The sequence below is a fragment of the Rhizobium sp. KNZ14-9A genome (assembly GCF_056755015.1).
The window spans coordinates 3,323,281-3,340,117 of record NZ_JBPGXB010000002.1; the positions used below are offsets into that span (position 1 = coordinate 3,323,281).

Annotated in this window: 15 protein-coding genes and 1 tRNA gene; 6 read left to right on the forward strand and 10 right to left on the reverse strand. The window is 59.5% G+C overall.

Annotated features, from left to right (window positions below; all coding sequences use genetic code 11):
• Positions 1–64: 64 nt before the first annotated feature.
• Both ACR9ZQ_RS23285 and phoR read right to left on the reverse strand, forming a co-directional pair.
• Complete coding sequence (locus ACR9ZQ_RS23285; protein ID WP_310379033.1) at positions 65–1,099, reverse strand: substrate-binding domain-containing protein; 1,035 nt, start codon at positions 1,097–1,099, stop codon at positions 65–67.
• Positions 1,100–1,297: 198 nt separating this feature from the next.
• Positions 1,298–2,521, reverse strand: coding sequence for a phosphate regulon sensor histidine kinase PhoR (phoR, locus tag ACR9ZQ_RS23290; RefSeq protein ID WP_481429352.1), 1,224 nt, complete (start codon positions 2,519–2,521; stop codon positions 1,298–1,300).
• 245 nt (positions 2,522–2,766) lie between these two features.
• Here phoR and ppk2 point away from each other — a divergent pair, with 245 nt between their 5' ends.
• Complete coding sequence (ppk2, locus tag ACR9ZQ_RS23295; protein WP_481428878.1) at positions 2,767–3,648, forward strand: polyphosphate kinase 2; 882 nt, start codon at positions 2,767–2,769, stop codon at positions 3,646–3,648.
• Positions 3,649–3,671: 23 nt separating this feature from the next.
• Here ppk2 and ACR9ZQ_RS23300 read toward each other — a convergent pair whose 3' ends face one another.
• Positions 3,672–4,901 (reverse strand): hypothetical protein, encoded by a 1,230-nt coding sequence (locus tag ACR9ZQ_RS23300; protein WP_481428879.1) that lies wholly within the window; start codon positions 4,899–4,901, stop codon positions 3,672–3,674.
• A gap of 296 nt (positions 4,902–5,197) precedes the next feature.
• Between ACR9ZQ_RS23300 and ACR9ZQ_RS23305 the strand changes: the two genes are divergently transcribed.
• From ACR9ZQ_RS23305 to ACR9ZQ_RS23320, 4 genes are all read left to right on the forward strand, one after another.
• The gene (locus tag ACR9ZQ_RS23305) at positions 5,198–6,157 is read left to right on the forward strand and encodes an NAD(P)H-dependent flavin oxidoreductase (protein ID WP_481428880.1); all 960 of its coding nucleotides are present in this window, start codon (positions 5,198–5,200) and stop codon (positions 6,155–6,157) included.
• A gap of 124 nt (positions 6,158–6,281) precedes the next feature.
• Positions 6,282–6,358 (forward strand) — tRNA-Thr (locus ACR9ZQ_RS23310).
• Between the two features lie 279 nt (positions 6,359–6,637).
• Positions 6,638–7,141: a hypothetical protein gene (locus ACR9ZQ_RS23315; RefSeq protein ID WP_481428881.1), complete on the forward strand. Its 504-nt coding sequence runs from the start codon at positions 6,638–6,640 to the stop codon at positions 7,139–7,141.
• Between the two features lie 11 nt (positions 7,142–7,152).
• Entirely contained in the window at positions 7,153–7,653 is a 501-nt protein-coding gene (locus ACR9ZQ_RS23320) for a hypothetical protein (protein ID WP_481428882.1), read from the forward strand.
• A gap of 87 nt (positions 7,654–7,740) precedes the next feature.
• Here ACR9ZQ_RS23320 and ACR9ZQ_RS23325 read toward each other — a convergent pair whose 3' ends face one another.
• The 6 genes from ACR9ZQ_RS23325 to ACR9ZQ_RS23350 form a co-directional block, all read right to left on the reverse strand.
• Positions 7,741–8,211: a hypothetical protein gene (locus tag ACR9ZQ_RS23325; RefSeq protein ID WP_481428883.1), complete on the reverse strand. Its 471-nt coding sequence runs from the start codon at positions 8,209–8,211 to the stop codon at positions 7,741–7,743.
• Positions 8,212–8,222: 11 nt separating this feature from the next.
• On the reverse strand, positions 8,223–8,879 hold the full coding sequence (locus ACR9ZQ_RS23330) for a hypothetical protein (protein WP_481428884.1): 657 nt from the start codon (positions 8,877–8,879) through the stop codon (positions 8,223–8,225).
• Positions 8,880–9,346: 467 nt separating this feature from the next.
• Positions 9,347–11,824 carry a VapE domain-containing protein gene (locus ACR9ZQ_RS23335; RefSeq protein WP_481428885.1) on the reverse strand — a complete coding sequence of 826 codons (2,478 nt, stop codon included), beginning with the start codon at positions 11,822–11,824 and terminating at the stop codon, positions 9,347–9,349.
• Between the two features lie 74 nt (positions 11,825–11,898).
• Complete coding sequence (locus ACR9ZQ_RS23340) at positions 11,899–12,117, reverse strand: helix-turn-helix transcriptional regulator (RefSeq protein WP_481428886.1); 219 nt, start codon at positions 12,115–12,117, stop codon at positions 11,899–11,901.
• A gap of 152 nt (positions 12,118–12,269) precedes the next feature.
• On the reverse strand, positions 12,270–12,773 hold the full coding sequence (locus tag ACR9ZQ_RS23345; RefSeq protein WP_481428887.1) for a hypothetical protein: 504 nt from the start codon (positions 12,771–12,773) through the stop codon (positions 12,270–12,272).
• Between the two features lie 77 nt (positions 12,774–12,850).
• Complete coding sequence (locus ACR9ZQ_RS23350) at positions 12,851–13,693, reverse strand: glycosyl transferase (RefSeq protein ID WP_310379054.1); 843 nt, start codon at positions 13,691–13,693, stop codon at positions 12,851–12,853.
• 472 nt (positions 13,694–14,165) lie between these two features.
• Here ACR9ZQ_RS23350 and ACR9ZQ_RS23355 point away from each other — a divergent pair, with 472 nt between their 5' ends.
• Positions 14,166–15,659 (forward strand): MDR family MFS transporter, encoded by a 1,494-nt coding sequence (locus ACR9ZQ_RS23355; RefSeq protein WP_481428888.1) that lies wholly within the window; start codon positions 14,166–14,168, stop codon positions 15,657–15,659.
• A gap of 15 nt (positions 15,660–15,674) precedes the next feature.
• Here ACR9ZQ_RS23355 and ACR9ZQ_RS23360 read toward each other — a convergent pair whose 3' ends face one another.
• Positions 15,675–16,580, reverse strand: coding sequence for a GntR family transcriptional regulator (locus ACR9ZQ_RS23360; protein ID WP_310379058.1), 906 nt, complete (start codon positions 16,578–16,580; stop codon positions 15,675–15,677).
• Between the last annotated feature and the right edge of the window lie 257 nt (positions 16,581–16,837).

The following is a 16,837-nucleotide window of genomic DNA, read 5'->3' on the forward strand; positions in this document are numbered from 1 at the left end:
AATGGAGCCGGGCGGATAAGGTGATGCCGGCGCGACGCCCCCGAGCGTCGCGCCGGCAAAGTCACTACATGGTCTTGCCGGCCTCTACGGCCTTACGGATCGCTTCGCGCTCTGCATCCGGAGCAGCAACGAGACCGTATTCGACGAGCGGGCTGTCAGGGCCGATCATCTGGTCGGATACGAAGAAGTTGACATATTCCTTCAGGCCCGGAACGGCGCCCAGATGTGCCTTCTTGACATAGAAGAACAGCGGACGGGAAACCGGGTAGGTGCCGTTAGCGATGGTTTCCGTCGACGGAACGATGCCGCTCATGGTCGCAACCTTGAGCTTGTCAGCGTTGTTTTCGTAGAAGGAGAGACCGAATACGCCAACGCCGGTCTTGTTGGCAGCGATGCGTGCCAGCGTTTCCGGATAGTCGCCGTCGATGTCGACAGCAGCGCCGTCCTTGCGAACCGCGACGCAAGCCTTGCCCTGGGCAGCCTTGTCGGCGATTTCCTTGGCGATGACTTCCTGAGCGCCGGAAGCCTTGCAGCCGGCGGCGAGAACGTTCTGTTCGAAGACTTCGCGCGTGCCGTGCTTTTCGCCCGGGATATAGGCGGCGATATCAACAGCCGGAAGCTTCGGGTTGACTTCAGACCACTTCTTGTAGGGGTTGGCGACGAGCTTGCCGTCAACGACAACCTGGGCAGCGAGGGCCTTGTAGATGTCGGCCGGAACGTAGGCAACGTCCGGGTTGGAAGAGTCGGTTGCGAAGACGATGCCGTCATAACCGATCTTGACTTCCTGGATGTCCGTTACGCCGGCTGCCTTGCAGGCTTCCGCTTCATTCTTGTTGATCGGACGCGAGGCGTTGGCAACGTCGATCGTGTCTTCACCGACGCCCTTGCAGAATTCCTTCAGACCAGCGCCCGTGCCGCCGGATTCGACGACCGGCGTCTTGAAGTTGGTGAAGGTTTCGCCGAAGGACTCGGCGACGATCTTTGCGTACGGCAGGACGGTGGACGAACCAGCAACCTGAATCTGGTCGCGAGCAACTGCAACGCCAGCGAAAGCGGCGGTTGCAGCAAGCGCGGCAACAGTAAGTTTAAAGGTGTTCATTTGAATCTCCCGGCATTTGGGCTTGTGTGAGTGCGGCCTCAAAGAGGCCCTCGCATTGCCTTTTTTCATCGGCAGGACTCTCTTAGCGCCTTAAGCACCGTCCTTTTATGTCAGATCGATGAAACATTTATGACAAGATAAATTCTTGATTTTAAATGCAAAAATATGACGTCGAAAAATTGCGTGCGACATGTTGCGTCAGAAGCGCACGGTAAACTCCGTTCCCTTGCCCACCTCTGATTTTACGATCAGCCGTGCACGGTGGCGCGTCAGAATATGCTTGACGATGGCAAGCCCGAGCCCCGTGCCCTTCTTGGAACGGCTGTCTTCGATGCTGACGCGATAGAAGCGCTCCGTCAAGCGCGGTACATGTTCGGCCGGAATGCCTGGCCCCCTGTCGACGACGCTGACTTCAACCGGCTGGCCCGATCCATTCTTCAGCCAGACATCGACGACTTCGCCTTCCTGGCCGTATTTGCAGGCATTTTCCATCAGGTTCTCGAAGACCTGAACGAGCTCGTCGCGGTCTCCCAGCACTTCGACCTTGCCGTCGGGCAGGTGCAGGTTGATCGAGACGCCGACATCCTTCGCAAGCGGCACGAGCGAATCCCTGACGTGGCCGAGAAGCGGCACGAGATCCACTTTCTCATCGGGGGCGATATGCGACTTGAGCTCAAGCCTGGAAAGAGACAGAAGGTCGTCGACGAGCCTGCTCATACGCGTCGTCTGGTCGAACATGATGCCGAGGAAACGTGCCTGCGCCTTCGGATCGTTCTTAGCCGGACCCTGGATCGTCTCGATGAAGCCGCGCAGCGAGGCAAGCGGCGTGCGCAGCTCATGGCTGGCATTGGCGACGAAATCCGAGCGCATGCGATCGATGCGGCGTATTTCGGAAATATCCCGGAAGGAGAGGATATAATAGCGCTCGTTGCGGCCGTCGTCGTCCTTGAATTCGACAGGAGCGCTGCGAACGATATAGACGCGCTCCGAAGGCAGCCGTTCGGAATGTTCGATCTGGTTCGGGGCGTTGGTGGCGATGGTTTCGCGCACCATGTCCAAGACGCCGGGAGAGCGCAGCCGCGCCGATATATGGGAGCCGAGCGCCACCTCGCCGAAGGCCTTTTCGGCCGCGCGGTTCTGAAACAGTACAGAGGCATCTTCCGAGAGCACCATGACCGGGATATCGAGGCCGGCCAGCGTGGCGGAGACTTCCGGCAGGCGGCTTGGGAGCACTTCAGGCTCGGGTTCGATCGGCTCGGCGACATCGGGTCTGATGACCGGCGCCTCGTTGAAGAGCGAGGTGAAGATCATCACCAGCAGCAGGGCGAGCACGATCCATTTGTTCATGCCTGCGGCAAGCGCGACAAGCGCGCTCAGCAGCGTCGCCAGCAAAACCGGGCGCTCGCGCCGGATGCGCGCCAACAGGCTTTTTGTCCACGGCATCTCGTCTTCCAAACTGCCCCTCACGGCATCGATTCGTTTTTCTTTATATTCAAACTCTGCCTGATAGCCGCGTTTCATGACAGAAGTTTTCCATTTGAGAAACTTGCGCGAAAAGCCGCAGCGCGCGTCACCGAATTGCGCTTTGCTTACGCAGAGGATTTGATTTTCAATGATAAATATGTTCGCCTGCTGAAAAATGAAATCATCAAGCGCAGGAGGAGACGATGGCCGAAGACGTCGAAAGCAGAGTTGTGGAGCTGGAGATCAGGGGCAAGAGACGCGTCTTCGATATCGATGATCCCGTGCTGCCCGACTGGGCGGATGAGCATGCGCTGGAATCCGGCGACTACCCCTACAAGAAGAAGCTGAAGGACGACGAATATCTCGACGAGCTCAGGAAGCTGCAGGCCGAGCTCGTGAAGGTGCAGTTCTGGCTGCAGGCAACGGGCAAGCGGGTGATGGCGCTCTTCGAAGGGCGCGACGCGGCCGGCAAGGGCGGCGCGATCCAGGCATCCTCGGCGCACATGAACCCGCGCCTTGCCCGCGTGGTGGCGCTCGCCAAGCCTACGGAGCGGGAACAGGGTCAATGGTACTTCCAGCGCTATATCGCGCAGTTTCCGACATCGGGCGAATTCGTGCTCTTCGACCGTTCCTGGTACAATCGCGCCGGCGTGGAGCCGGTCATGGGCTTCTGCACGCCGAAACAATACGAGGACTTTCTCAATCAGGCGCCGCAGGTGGAAAAGGTCATTGCCCACGAAGGCATATTCTTCTTCAAGTTCTATCTGGATATCGGCCGGGAAATGCAGATCAAGCGGTTCCATGACCGGCGGCACGATCCGCTCGCTGTCTGGAAGCTCTCCTCGATGGATATAGCCGCATTGACCAAATGGGACGACTACAGCGAGAAGCGCGACCGCATGCTGAAGGAAACCCACACGGAGTTTGCGCCCTGGACCGTGATCCACGCCAATGACAAACACCGGGCGAGGCTCAACCTCATTCGCCACATGCTGAAAACCATCGACTATGACGGCAAGGACAAGGACGCGATCGGTGCGCTTGATGATAAGATCATCGGCTCGGGTCCCGGCTTCCTGAAATAGACTTCCTGAGGTAATCGCGCCGCTTACTGGCCCGGCAGTATCCGCACGGCAAAGAGATTGATGCCACGGGCCTTGCCGTCGACATCGCTGTTGATCATCAGCCGGCCCGGAGAATTCGGTGCCAGGGAGCGGTCGAAGCGCACCTGCAGCAGCGCGTCCGATTTTTCACGCGTGACGTTGAAACGATGGCGGGCGCAATTGCCGAGCGACTGGAAATCGCACTCAACGGTGATCTGCGTAGGCTCGTCCGTGGTCGACTGCAGGGTCAGCGCGATGGTCGAGGACTTGCCGGCGAGTTGCTGCAGGACATTGGCCGGAATGGTGATGGAAACATTGCCATCCGTATTGCCGCTCTGGGAGGTCAGGCGGACGGCCGGGCCTTCGGTTTCCGTGACATTTTCGGTGCGGGCACGCGGGCCGCTCTCGATCTTGTCGGCATCGGCGGGCTTGAAGACCTCGATCCAGTCTGCCGAGAAGCTGTTTTGCGGGTCGATCGCGACCGGCTGGTCGCCATCCGAGGGGGCGCTGTTGCCGGCACTCTCCTCGCCGTCGAAATCTTCCGGCTGCGTGCTGGCGGGCGGATTGGCGACGCTGGTATCGCGCTCAGCCGCCGTCATCAGCAGGCCGGAACTATAGACCCACCAGGCACCCGTGCCGATGAAGGCGAGCAGCACGCACCAGACGAGCAGGCGCGAGAAGAACTTGCGCGGCTTGCGGCGAACAGCGGCCCGTTCGGGGCGAAAATCCATGCCGCCGCGCTTCTCCGGCGTCGCGCGTGTCTCTCCGCGCATCTCTCCATCAGGTGCCGCCCCCAGCTGATCGGCGCTGCTGGCGTGAACATCATCCAGGCTTGCATCGTCCGTGCGCCGGGAAGTGGCGTTGTAGGCGCGCGTTTCGCCTGTAACGGCCAGATGGTCATCCTCGCCCTCGCGATAGATCGGTTCTTCCGCGCGATAGGCGGGCTCTTCCACGTGATGGGCGGGCTCCGGGATCTCCACAACGGGCGGAACCGGAACTTCCGGAGGCCCCTGCCGCGGGTGAAGGCGGGCGCGCTCTTCGTTCTCGATGGTGTGGATCGTGGTTTCGAGGCGGTGGCGGTGATGGGCCACCACTTCGGCATCGGTGATATCCTGCTTGCGCAGGCCGGCTTCCAGCGCCTGACGCGCGGACTGATAGATGCGTGCACGAACTTCCGCACTGTCGCGGTCGGAATTATCCAGCGCAGTTCTGATAGCCGTTTCTAGTCCGCTCACATCGGGCCCTTCACGTTTCGTGCCGGCATCAACACCAAAAGATTGAATGCCTGTCAAAATTCGGTAGCGGCAAGTGCGGCAAACCGCAAGCCTTGCAGCCCTTCCGGAGCGCATCGGCGGGGGATAAGCAGCCGCCGGGCGTTCCGAATTCTCCATTAGATATAGTGAAAATGGACAGGATTACGGAAAAGGCAGCAAGAAGAAGACCACACTCTTTTCCTTGGTCGCTCTTTTCCTCGGGCGATGGCTCTGCTAATCAATTGACGTTTTCGTAAACGTCAAAAAGCGGTGAAAGCATGACCCTGCCCCCGATCCTTAGGGATAATTTGAGACTGCCGGTCATCGGCTCGCCGCTTTTCATCGTCTCCCATCCGGCGCTGACACTGGCGCAATGCAAGGCCGGCGTGATCGGCGCATTTCCCGCCTTGAACGCGCGGCCGGAAAGCCAACTCGACGAGTGGCTGGCCATGATCACCGAAGATCTCGCCGCCCATAATGCCAGGCATCCGGAGCGGCCGGCAGCCCCCTTCGCGGTCAACCAGATCGTCCATATGTCGAACAAGCGGCTGGAGCACGATCTGATGCTCTGCGTGAAATACAAGGTGCCTGTCGTCATTTCCTCGCTCGGCGCCGTGCCGGAAGTAAATGCGGCGGTGCATTCCTACGGCGGTATCGTGCTCCACGACGTCATCAACAACCGCCATGCCAATTCGGCAATCCGTAAGGGTGCCGACGGACTGATCGCCGTTGCGGCGGGTGCGGGCGGACATGCGGGCACACTTTCTCCCTTCGCACTGGTGCAGGAGATCCGCTGTTGGTTCGACGGCCCGCTTCTGCTTGCCGGCTCGATTGCGACCGGCGGCGCCATTCTGGCCGCCCAGGCGATGGGCGCCGACATGGCCTATATCGGCACTCCCTTCATCGCGACCGAAGAGGCGCGCGCCTCCGATGCCTACAAGCAGGCGATCGTCGAGGGTGCCGCCGCCGATATCGTCTACTCGAACTATTTCACCGGCGTGCATGGCAACTACCTGAAGCCCTCCATTCGCGCGGCAGGCCTCGACCCTGACGATCTGCCTGAAGCCGATCCCTCGAAGATGGATTTCGAACAGGCGACGGGCGGCGCAAAGGCCTGGAAGGACATCTGGGGCAGCGGCCAGGGCATCGGTGCGATCAAGGCCGTGGAACCGGTGGCAAAGCTGGTCGACCGGCTGGAAGCGGAATATCGAGCCGCCCGCACCCGGCTGGCGCTGTGAAGTGCGAGCCTTTCCACAGGCTTCAGCTTTTTTGCCAAAGACATAAGTGGGTGCTTGAAATCTCCTGATAATGGCTGTATCAGCCCCATGCAAATCGCGGGCCGCATGCTTCGCCCGCCGGATTGCCGCTTTAGCTCAGTCGGTAGAGCACATCATTCGTAATGATGGGGTCACGTGTTCGAAGTCACGTAAGCGGCACCATTTTTTCTCGACGAAAATCAATTTGCGCCCGTTGAGCAAAGCTGCGCTGGGCGCCTCTCTTCTCGCTCCTGCCGGCGTATTCGGATCGCTTGATCATGCCGCCGACCTAGCCGTGCTTGAGCTGCAGCACCTTATCGATCGTTTCGTTATGCTGATGAACAGAAGGAGTTAGCATGCCCTTATGAAAGTCTGGGGATACCCGCCGGCGCATGCTTGTTGATGCCGATGGTCGAGCGGTAGTTTCAAGTCGAGGTTGTCACCATTGAAGGATTCCATCGCATGGACCTGACGATCGTTGAGACAGTGCTCGGCTTGGCGTCCACCGCGGTAGGTGTGACGAGCAAGGCCGCATCCACGGCGGACGCGATCAAGAACTTGTTTTCTTCGGAGAAGGCAGCGCCGGACAGCGGCGAGGCGATGAAGCTGGTCAACGCGCTCGCTAGTGAATTGACGACAGCAAATGTCATGAACGTCCAGCTCAGCGAGGCGTTGAAGCAGCTCAGCAACGAGCTGCGCAATGAAGATCAGTTCGAGAAAGAAAAGGGGCGGTACGAGCTTTTTACCACTCCTCACGGAAATCTGGTTTACAAGCTGCGAGCCGCCGCAGCCGATGGACAACCGGAGCACTACATTTGCCCCGCGTGCCTTGCAAAAGATCGTCTGATTGTATTCATTCAGGGTAGCGGAGACTATAAAACCTGTCAGGTCAATCGCGATCACCTTTACCAATTTGGCAGCACACCCGTCCGGCAGCCGAGACGTGATCAAAGTGGCCTTTGGTAAGAGCACACACCATGAACGCTGCCGACTGGATTGCCATATATGCTGCAATCGTCGCCACTGGTGCGCTCTCGCTCGAAGTGCGCCGCTGGTTTGAAAGTGGACCTAAAATCCACGTGCGAGCGAACGCCAATATGACGATGGTCGGCCTTGGGGGCATCGAGAAGGAGGGTCTTCTTCTTGTCAACGTGGTCAATAACGGTGATGCGCCGACCACAATCACCCACTTCTGCCTGCTGGAGTATCCCAATTTCTGGCGACGTTGGGGTGACAGAGCGAGCAAGTCCTTCATCGTTCCGCATCCGCAGCCTGAAGGTTATCCGCCGACAATTCCGCATGTCCTGAAAGTCGGAGAGCAATGGACCGGTATTGCCCATGATCGCAGCGATGTGACAGGTGACATCCAGACCGGCGTCATGTGGGCGGCGATCTACACGACAAACAGACGAAGACCATATCTCGCGCACATCAAGAAAAGAGTGCCAGACAAATTGAAAGACGCCCAGGAGATTTAGCTGCGCGCTCAGTGATTTTGCGGCGAGGAAGACGAGGGACACCGCCGCGTGGATGACGAAGCAGACGACGGAATTCTATTCTGATAGTTATTTGGGGCATATCAGGCGGTCGCCCTCGCGGATGATCTGCGCGTCGGCGGGCTCTTCCACAAAGATCGTGTCGGCCTCGCGCCGCAATGAAAGGCATCCCCGGTGGTGTCGTACGAACAATTCTAGAAGCTGGTCCGGTTCGGCCGTTTCCTGGAAGGGGACGCGGCGGGTAATCATGTCTTCAAGCGCCGGCGGCTCAAAGACCAGCCGGACACAATGCTGGTCGAAGATGGTCTTTCCGATCCACGCCTCCCAGCTCGGTCGCGCGCAGATACTCTGGAGCGCGGGCTTTATCTGTATTTCATAAAAAGGCGCTGTTGATGTCTCGTCGCTGATACTGGCTGTCAGGGGGCGGTCTGTGAACCGGTCATACAGCTCCCAAAAGCCCCATGCCAGAGCACCGGTTATCGCTGCGACGATCAAGCCAAAAATGATTTCCTTGAGATATCTTTGCACCGTCGCCCACATTGTTCCCGGCCTTATTGCGGAGGGATCGCACCACGGGGGACAAACCAGCTATCGTTAGTGCCCCCGCTCGAACGCACCTGGAGCCGCATCGTAGGTGAATCGGAGTTGACCCGCCCTTCGCTTCCGGCTGGTGAGACGCTGCAGGTCACTTCCAGTTCCTTGTCCTTGATCGAAAGATAAACAAACTCCCGACCGTTGGGATAATTCGGATCTCTTCCTATGATGACTTTGGGCTTCGGCGCGTCGGGGCTGGCAAATAGCGACAACGCGGTAAGGCAATTTCCAATGTCGGCGGCAGAATCCGCAAGTGCCTCCTTGAGCTGCCCGGAAATCTCGCTGATGTCGGGCTGGACGGCCGCGCGGGCGAGTGTGAGGCGGACGATGATTTCACTCACATCGCCGTTGCGCAGTTGCTGGAGTATTTCAGGGATGGGCGGGAGCGCCTCGGAAGCGCCGCCGGAACGCGGGCGCGCACCGATGGCGAAGACGCAGGTATGTTTGTCGGGGTCGGAAAAACTGCTGACATCCACATCCGAATAAACGACGGCCACCGCGTCGTCCTGAACCGTTTGCGGTTCGCAGCGATATGACGGATTGCCGGCATGGGCGACGCTCGCGGCGGCGCAAATTGCCGTGCCTGTCAGCACAGGAATCCACAGCTGTCTCATTGCAACCTCGAATTTCGGATAAGCCCGAAATGCACTCTCGTATAAGTTTTCTCTAAAGTCCACAGTGGAACCGGCACGAGGCGTGGCAGCAGGTATCCGCTCCGATCATCAAAAACCACCCCATCGATCCGCGGAGGGCGTGGAGGGGGTTAAAACGCATTTTCCAAGAGTAGCCGGAAGCTCCCTGCATTTCGCCGTATATAGGCCGGTAAAACCCGCTTCCGGCACTTTTCAGCAAAGAACCCCCTCCACCTCCTCCACCAGACGATAATCATTTAAAATCAATTGCTTAATCCGGATTATGTTACCCCCTCCACACACCCTCCACTTCTATAAACCCCCTCCAGAATCCGCCTTTGATGGAGGGGGCTCGAGGCCCGGAAGGGGTTGCGGTGGAGGGGGTTCGCTATCCACCGGGAAACAAAAAACCCGGCTCGATGGCCGGGTTGTTCGGGTGTCGGTGCGCGTCAGAAAGTCGAGCCGTAACCATATGCCGGCTCATACCTGTCGGGGCTCCATTCCTTCGCCTCCTCCGCATCGCCGCGAAGGTAAGCGGCCTTTTTGTCGCCGTCGCGAAAGCGAAGGCCGTTGTCCCTCTTCTCGAACCCAAGACCGACTATCGCGGCGCGCATATGGGCGTGATGAAGCTTCGTCAGCTTATTGATGGTTTCCGGGCCATCGAAGCCGACCAGCTTCCAAGCATCCGTAGCCTTGATCTTCAGCGGACCTTCCGGAATGCGCTCGCGGAGGATATCCAGCCACGGGCCGAAATCCGACGATTCATGCGCAACGCCAGCCGCTGCATTCCGCAATGCCTGACTATCCAGAGTCAGGTCCTCACCCGCCTCCTTCTCCGCAGCCTCCGCCCATAGCTGGTCTCGCACCGCCGCGATGCCGGCCGGATCAGCCGCTGTGGCGCGGACGATCCAGAAGCGGCGGTTGCCGGTGGTGTCGGTCAGGTAGCGGCTTTCGTTGGTGGTGCCGAAGAGGATGAATTGCCGGGGGCGTTTGCTCGTAAAGCGGCCATAGGAGAGCCTGGCGCTATCTATCATCGTGGGGATGAAGGATTTGACGCGGTTGGTGTCGCGGCGGCTGAGGCCGTCGAGTTCGGGCATTTCGAGGATCCAGTGGCCGGCGGTTTTTTCGATGGTCACTTTGGCGTCGGCGCCGATTTCGAGCTGGTCGGTGAACCAGTCGCGGTCATCGCAGAGCGCGAGGATCGCCGAGGATTTGCCGATGCCCTGGGGTCCCTCGACGACGAGCATGTAATCGAATTTGCAGCCCGGATGCCTGATGCGGCGAACGGCGGCGCAGAGGATCTTGCGGCCGAAGGCGCGGTTGAGCGGCGTGTCTTCGGCGCCGAAATAATCGACAAGCCAGGTGTCGATGCGCGGCTTTCGATCCCATTGAAGACGGGCGAGATAGTCGTGCACCGGATGATAGGCGCACCGCTCGCCGATCAGCACCAGCGCATCGAAAATGTTGTCCTTGGACGGCTCCCTGCCTTGGGCCGCGCGGGCGAGCTCGAAGCGAATTTCCGCCAGCCGCGCGTCGCTCATGCGAACGATGCCGCTGTTGCGATGGATTTCCAGTTCGCCCGACAGCAGGTTGAGCTTGATGAACCATTGGCGATCGACCAACCATTGTTCGAGTTCGATATCGAAGCGCTCGATGCCCATCAGGCGACCGAAGCGCCCGGGCGCAACCCCGGCAGGCGTGATCACCCGCGCCGGCTCATCGCCCCGGACGAACGCGCCCTCGACGACCTTGGCTGGGACCGGTGCGGGAAGCGCGCCCATGGAAGCCTGCACAGAAACTGCCCGCTTGAACGGCACGATGCGCCCCTCCTCCATTTCATCAGCGGGCTCCGGCCTCCAGTCGCGAAGCGTTGCGGCCATGAAGGCGTCGAGCTGGCTTTGCGTCCATCCGGCATCGACGGCATCGGCGCAGTCCCAGCCGCGGCAGGGGAAAAGGCCGACCCGCCAATCGTCGAAATTGTAGCGCTCGATATCCGAAGCGTCCCCCGCATCCGTGAAACCGACAAGGCGCACATGCGCGCCGAGCGCGGTCAGGCGGGCGGCGATCTCATCGGCGGCCGACAGGCCCGGGGTGTCGAAATCCGGCCAGATCAGCACGTCGCGGCCCGAGAGCGGCGACCAATCGGTGTGCCTGACACCCTGCGTCCCGCCCGCCCAGGAAACGACGGTTCGGCCGCTTGCCCGGTGCAGCCAGTCGCGGCACTTCTCGCCCTCGACGATCACCACTTGGCCGTCGTTACCGATCGTTTCCAGCCCGTAGATCGGCCGTGGCTTCGGGAATGGGAAACGCGACCAGGTTTCTCTCCCGTCGGCCAGGCGAACGAACATCACCATCGGCGTTTCCTTGCCGCCGTCAGGGAGATCGTGGCGCAGGACATAGCCTGACAGCGAGCCGTCGGCATGACGATAGGGAAAGACCATCGACGGCGTGAGGGCACCCCATTCGGATCGCTCACCCTTGCGTTTCGGATTGTAAAGCCTGAGGCGCACGCCTGCCTGGAGCAGACCGGCCGGCGGCGGAATGGGCACGATCCCCTCATAGATATCGGGCGCCCGGATAGGCCGGGCAGGAACATCAGGCCTGATGGTGTCGCCGCCGCCGAGAATGCGGATCGCTCCCTGAAGATCGCCGCCGCTTACCTCCTGCACGAAGTCCAGGACATCGCCTTTCCTGCCGCAGCCGAAGCAATGGAAGCGCTCGACGCCATCCTGGCCAACGAAGATCGTGAATGACGGCGTGTCTTCGGCGTGGAAGGGGCAGCATGTTGCGAATTCATGCCCGTTTCGGGTGAGCTTGCAGCCGTATTGCGCTGCTGTCGAAGACAGGGACACATCACGGCGCAGCCGTTCGACGCAACTGGAGACGCCCGTCCCCGACGACGGCGCGTATTGCGATATTCTATCCATCAGATGTCCGCATGAAATATGGAAGCCGGCGACTGGAGCTTTTCCGGCAAGACAAAGGCTTTCCGGTTTGCCGATCAGGAGGCCTTTTGCCGGAAGGTGGCACGCCTCAGGGACATTTCGTCCATCCAGGCGCCAACTTCGTCAGACCGCCAGAAATTGTTTTTCGAAACCTGTATGGGAGCGGGAAACTTGCCGTCTCTCACCCAGCGCCAGAGCGTCACGTTCGAAACCGGCGCAATCTTCTGAACGTCGCTGGTACTTAAAAGCGTGTAGGAGATTGCGTTGCCAGTCATGCTCATTCCTCTGTTTTTCAGACTGGAGGCAGTATGCGCGACGACGGTTGTTTATAATAAACGCAGTGCATTTCAATGCGATGCGCGCCGATGCCGTTACGGTATCGCTATCCGCTGTTTGAGACGACCGTTCGCGGTAACGATCCGGGCGGTCATTGCCGCTGCAGTTCAATACGGCTTGTCACCACGGATCGGCCTGAGGCGGGGTCCCGATCAACGGTTTGCAGACGAAGCCCGTTCTGCCCCAGCTTTTCGATCATCAAGTTTGCTTTTCGGTCGCCATTGGTGATGCGAGCCCAGGTGACATTGAAGTTGAGGACATCGCCTTTCCTGCTGCCGACAAGCATGGAAGGCTGGCCCGATGGTCCCGTGTAGTTGCCGGTGTAGCGTTGACCGGCCGCCTTTACATTTGCCGAAAAGGTTCTCGTGACGATGGCGAGCGCGCGACAACTGCCGTTCATGGACACTGCGGAAGCACTCGCGTTGGATTTCAGATTGCAGGATACATTGACCTTCGTGCCGCCGATCTTGGTCAGGACCATTCCGCCTCCATCCCAGTCGCCTGCCAGCGAGTTCAGAAAGTCGGCGTCGGCCGCATTCGCGTTGGCAGACAGACATGAAAGCGCGAGCAATGTTGCGATCAGAAGAGGACGCATGAGAACACCCAACGTTTCCCTGGGCTGACAACATTCGGCGTCAGAAATTGTTCCGCTGCGATCCGGAACTTGCGTTCTTACTCATGCCAATGATCGGCCACCCAAGGTGTCGGCAGGATATAGTGGCGCAGGTAGCGGAAGGGTTGCTTGCCGTCGCGTTTGCTGACGTCGAAGACGCCCTTGATATGATCGAGCCTCGTTTCGGCCCGGCCTCTCGGGCCGAATTTCCCTTCGATGGCGTTCTGCGGGTGGAAGCCGCGCGGGAAGAGGACGACGCGGGCGCTGGATGGCAGGTGCGGTGCGAGAAAATAGTTCAGCGGAAAGGCCCAGTGGCAATCCTGCCGGAAATGCAGAACCCAGTTGCGCGGGAAGAATTTTACGCCTCCGGGCGCATTGCGGGTGACGAAACGCTGTTCATACTGATACTCATCGGCCACTTTCTGCGGGTTGGCCCTGAACTTTTCCTGCAGCGGCAGAAGCTTGCCGACGGGAAAGCGAAAGAGCGAGCTCTGGCCGAGCCTTTCGAAAGGCGTTGTCTGGTTGCGGGCCATGACGACATCATCAGGCCCTCCAACTTTGAAAAAGTCATCAAGGGAGGCAACGACGACCAGATCGAGGTCCAGATAGAGGACCGGCCCGCTCAGGCTTCCGAGCTTCGGTCCCCAAAGCCTCGCCTTTGGCCAGATGCCCCTCGTATTGACGGGCATTTCGACATCCAGAGGCGGCAGATCCTCGCACAGGATGCGGGGATTGAGATTGTCCCGGCAGTCGGTGAAACATGTGAAGGTAAAGGGCGGCGTGATGTTGCGCGCCACCATCGCATAGAGCCGGTTGATGAAAGTCGGCCCGTATCTTGTACCCCAATTGATGCAAATTACCTGTTTAACGCCGCCGCTCGCAGCCAAAACATGCGTCATCATAGCTCGCCATTTCCGTACCCGGAACCGAAACCCTTCGCAGCCGCGATGGAGCGGTTCACAGGCCTGCATCAGGTTTCAATTGGGAATAACCTGGCGGAAATGCAATCCTGACATCCGAGAGCCCTGGCAGCCTGCCAGATCTCTTTTTCCGGCGGAAACCCACCGAAACTTCCTTCGCAGAATGCGTTGTATTTTAAATCTGCCAGGGCCGGAAGCGGTTTAAAGCGTCGACACAAAAGAAAGCATATCACTTACGCTTTACCTGCTATCAGCAGGAGCATAAAAGACTGCCGACACCACGCGTTGCACTTTGCCCCACTAGAGCGCCGTGCGTCCATTCGGACGCACAAAGGACGCTCTAACTGTTTAAATCTACGCATCAGGCTTTCCGAAAATCGATTCCGATTTTCGGGCCGATGCTGTAGCCGACAGCGGTTTTCCCGTATCACGGAGAAAGCCCGAGAGGTTCATCATGTCCGCTACATCGAAGCAATCCAACCGCACGCTCGTCGTTGCCACGATCATGCTCGCGACCTTCATGGTGGCGATCGAGGCCACGATCGTGGCGACCGCCATGCCGCGGATCGTCGGCCAGCTCGGCGGCTTCACCTATTACAGCTGGGTCTTTTCCGCCTTCCTGCTGGCGCAGTCGACGACGACGGTCATCTACGGCAAGCTTTCGGATATTTTTGGACGCAAGCCGGTGCTGATCGGCGGCATCCTCGTTTTCCTCGTCGGCTCGCTCTTCTGCGGACTTGCCTGGTCGATGGCCTCGCTCATCGTCTTCCGCCTGGTGCAGGGCCTTGGGGCCGGCGCGATCCAGCCGGTGACGATGACAATCATCGGCGACCTGTTCAAGCTGGAGGAACGCGGCAAGGTACAGGGCGTGATGGCGACAGTTTGGGCGACCTCGGCGGTCGTCGGACCGCTCGCCGGCGGCATCATCGTCGATACGATCTCCTGGGCCTGGATCTTCTGGATCAACCTGCCGATCGGCATCTTCTCGATCATCGCATTCATGATGTTCCTGAAAGAGGATGTGGCGCATAAGGATGCCAAGATCGATTATCTCGGCGCCATCCTGTTTTCGATTTCCATCATCGCGCTTTTGACGATCCTGACGGAAACGGATGCGCCGGCCTGGGTTCTCATTGCGCTGGCGAGCGTCTTCGTCGTGACCGGCATCCTGTTCGTGCTGCAGGAGAAGCGTACGCCGGAACCGATCATTTCGATCGCGCTCTGGAGCCGGCGGCTTGTCGCGACCAGCAATGCCTGCATGCTGCTTGCCGGCATGGCGCTGATCGGCCTTTCGACGATCCTGCCGATGTATGTACAGGGCGTGCTCGGCCGCTCGCCAATCGTCGCCGGTTTCACGCTCACCATGCTCGTCGTCGGCTGGCCGCTATCCGTGATGCTTTCCAGCCGGTTCTTCAGGGCATTCGGCATCCGCAACACGCTGCGGGTCGGCAGCTTCATGTTTCCCTTCGGGGCCTTCTTCCTTCTGTTCCTCACGCCGGAGAGCCATCCGGCCGTTGCAGGCGCCGGCTCCTTCTTCATGGGCTTCGGCATGGGGCTTATCAACCTCACCAGCATCGCGCTGGTGCAGGACAGCGTGGAGTGGTCGATGCGCGGCAGCGCCACAGCCTCGATCATCTTTGCCCGCAGTCTCGGCAATACGCTGGGTGCCACCGTGCTCGGCGCGATCTTGAATGCCGGCATCAATCACTATGCGACGGGGGATGCGGCAAACCGCCTGCACAATGTCCTGAACGAGTCGACCGGTCTTTCGGAGCTCGCGGGCGATCCGGCAGTGCGCGGTGTCTTCGATGCGGCGCTGCACTGGAGCTTCTGGGGTGTCGTAGTCGTGGCGGTGCTCACCTTTGCGACCACCTGGCTCATTCCGATCAGCCGCGGCGTGAAAGCCGGGGGCGCGAGCAGCACGGCCAGCGAAGCCGCGTCGCACTGATCAGGTGCCAAGTTTTCAGCCCGGAGCGCCTTCCGTGGAGCTCTGCGGGATGGATTGCAGCAGGGTCTGGCGAGCGGAGCGAAGGTGGATGCGACAGGCCGCCTCAATCTTCGCCTGATCGTTGGCTTCGAGCGCCGCTATATAATCGAGATGTTCATAGATCGCGCGTTCGTTGCGTTCGCGGGCGGCCGCCTTGTTCCACTGGTAGTGATAGTGGAAGATGATGGCGATCGCGTCATAGAAATCGGCGATGAAACGGTTCTTCGAGGCGCGGTGGATCAAGAGGTGGAAACGCTCGTCGAGTGCCGAGAATTCCTTGAAGCGGTTGTTGATGTCTGCGAGCACGGAGAGGTGCTCTTCCTTGATCGTCGCAAGATCGGCCCAGGCCTGATGGTCGGCAGGTAGCCTGCCGAATTCGGCGGCCGAATGCAGCTCGAACATTTCGCGCACATCGGCAAGTTCCAGCGCGAATTCACGGGTAAAGCCCTTCAGCGTCCAGTGGCTGTTCGGCCGTTTTTCGATCAGCCCGAAACGCGAGAAGCGGATGAGGAATTCGCGCACGCTGGTCGTGCCTGTGCCGATCTCGCGGGCAAGCTCCAGCTCGTTGATCTGCATGCCCGGAGCGGCTTCATCCGAAAGAATGCGCTGCATGAAGCTGCGCTCGATGATGTCATGCAGCGAATCCGTTTCCTCCGAGGGGAAGAAGTCGCGGTCGATCGGCTGGCGCAGCACGATCTTCTGGCGCTTGTTCCAGCGGATGATGCCCTCGTCGCTGAGACGGGTCAGAATGGCGCGCGCCGTGCTGCGGCTGACGCCGAGCTGGGCTGCGATTTCCGGCTCCGAAGGCAGCGCGGTATCCGTGCGCAATGCTGCCGCATACCGGTTGTAGGCTTCCTTGAAGACCGTATTCTGCCTTGCCATCAGACCTTGCTTTCTGCCCAAGCGATACGGGCTTTCCGCCCGAGCGACACGGCGATGATACCCGCCCACCAAGAACGGGCACAGCCGGACCAGGAGCCTCTTCAAGCGACCTCTATCTTATTTTCAGTCGCCTGCGGCTGTTTGCCTCCCTCGTCCACAGGATCAATATTCCCGTTGACTTGAAAATGTTTATTGTAGATAAAAAACAAAAGCAATGCGCATTCGTCTATGTAGCGGGCGTTTCGTCAGGGAGAAGA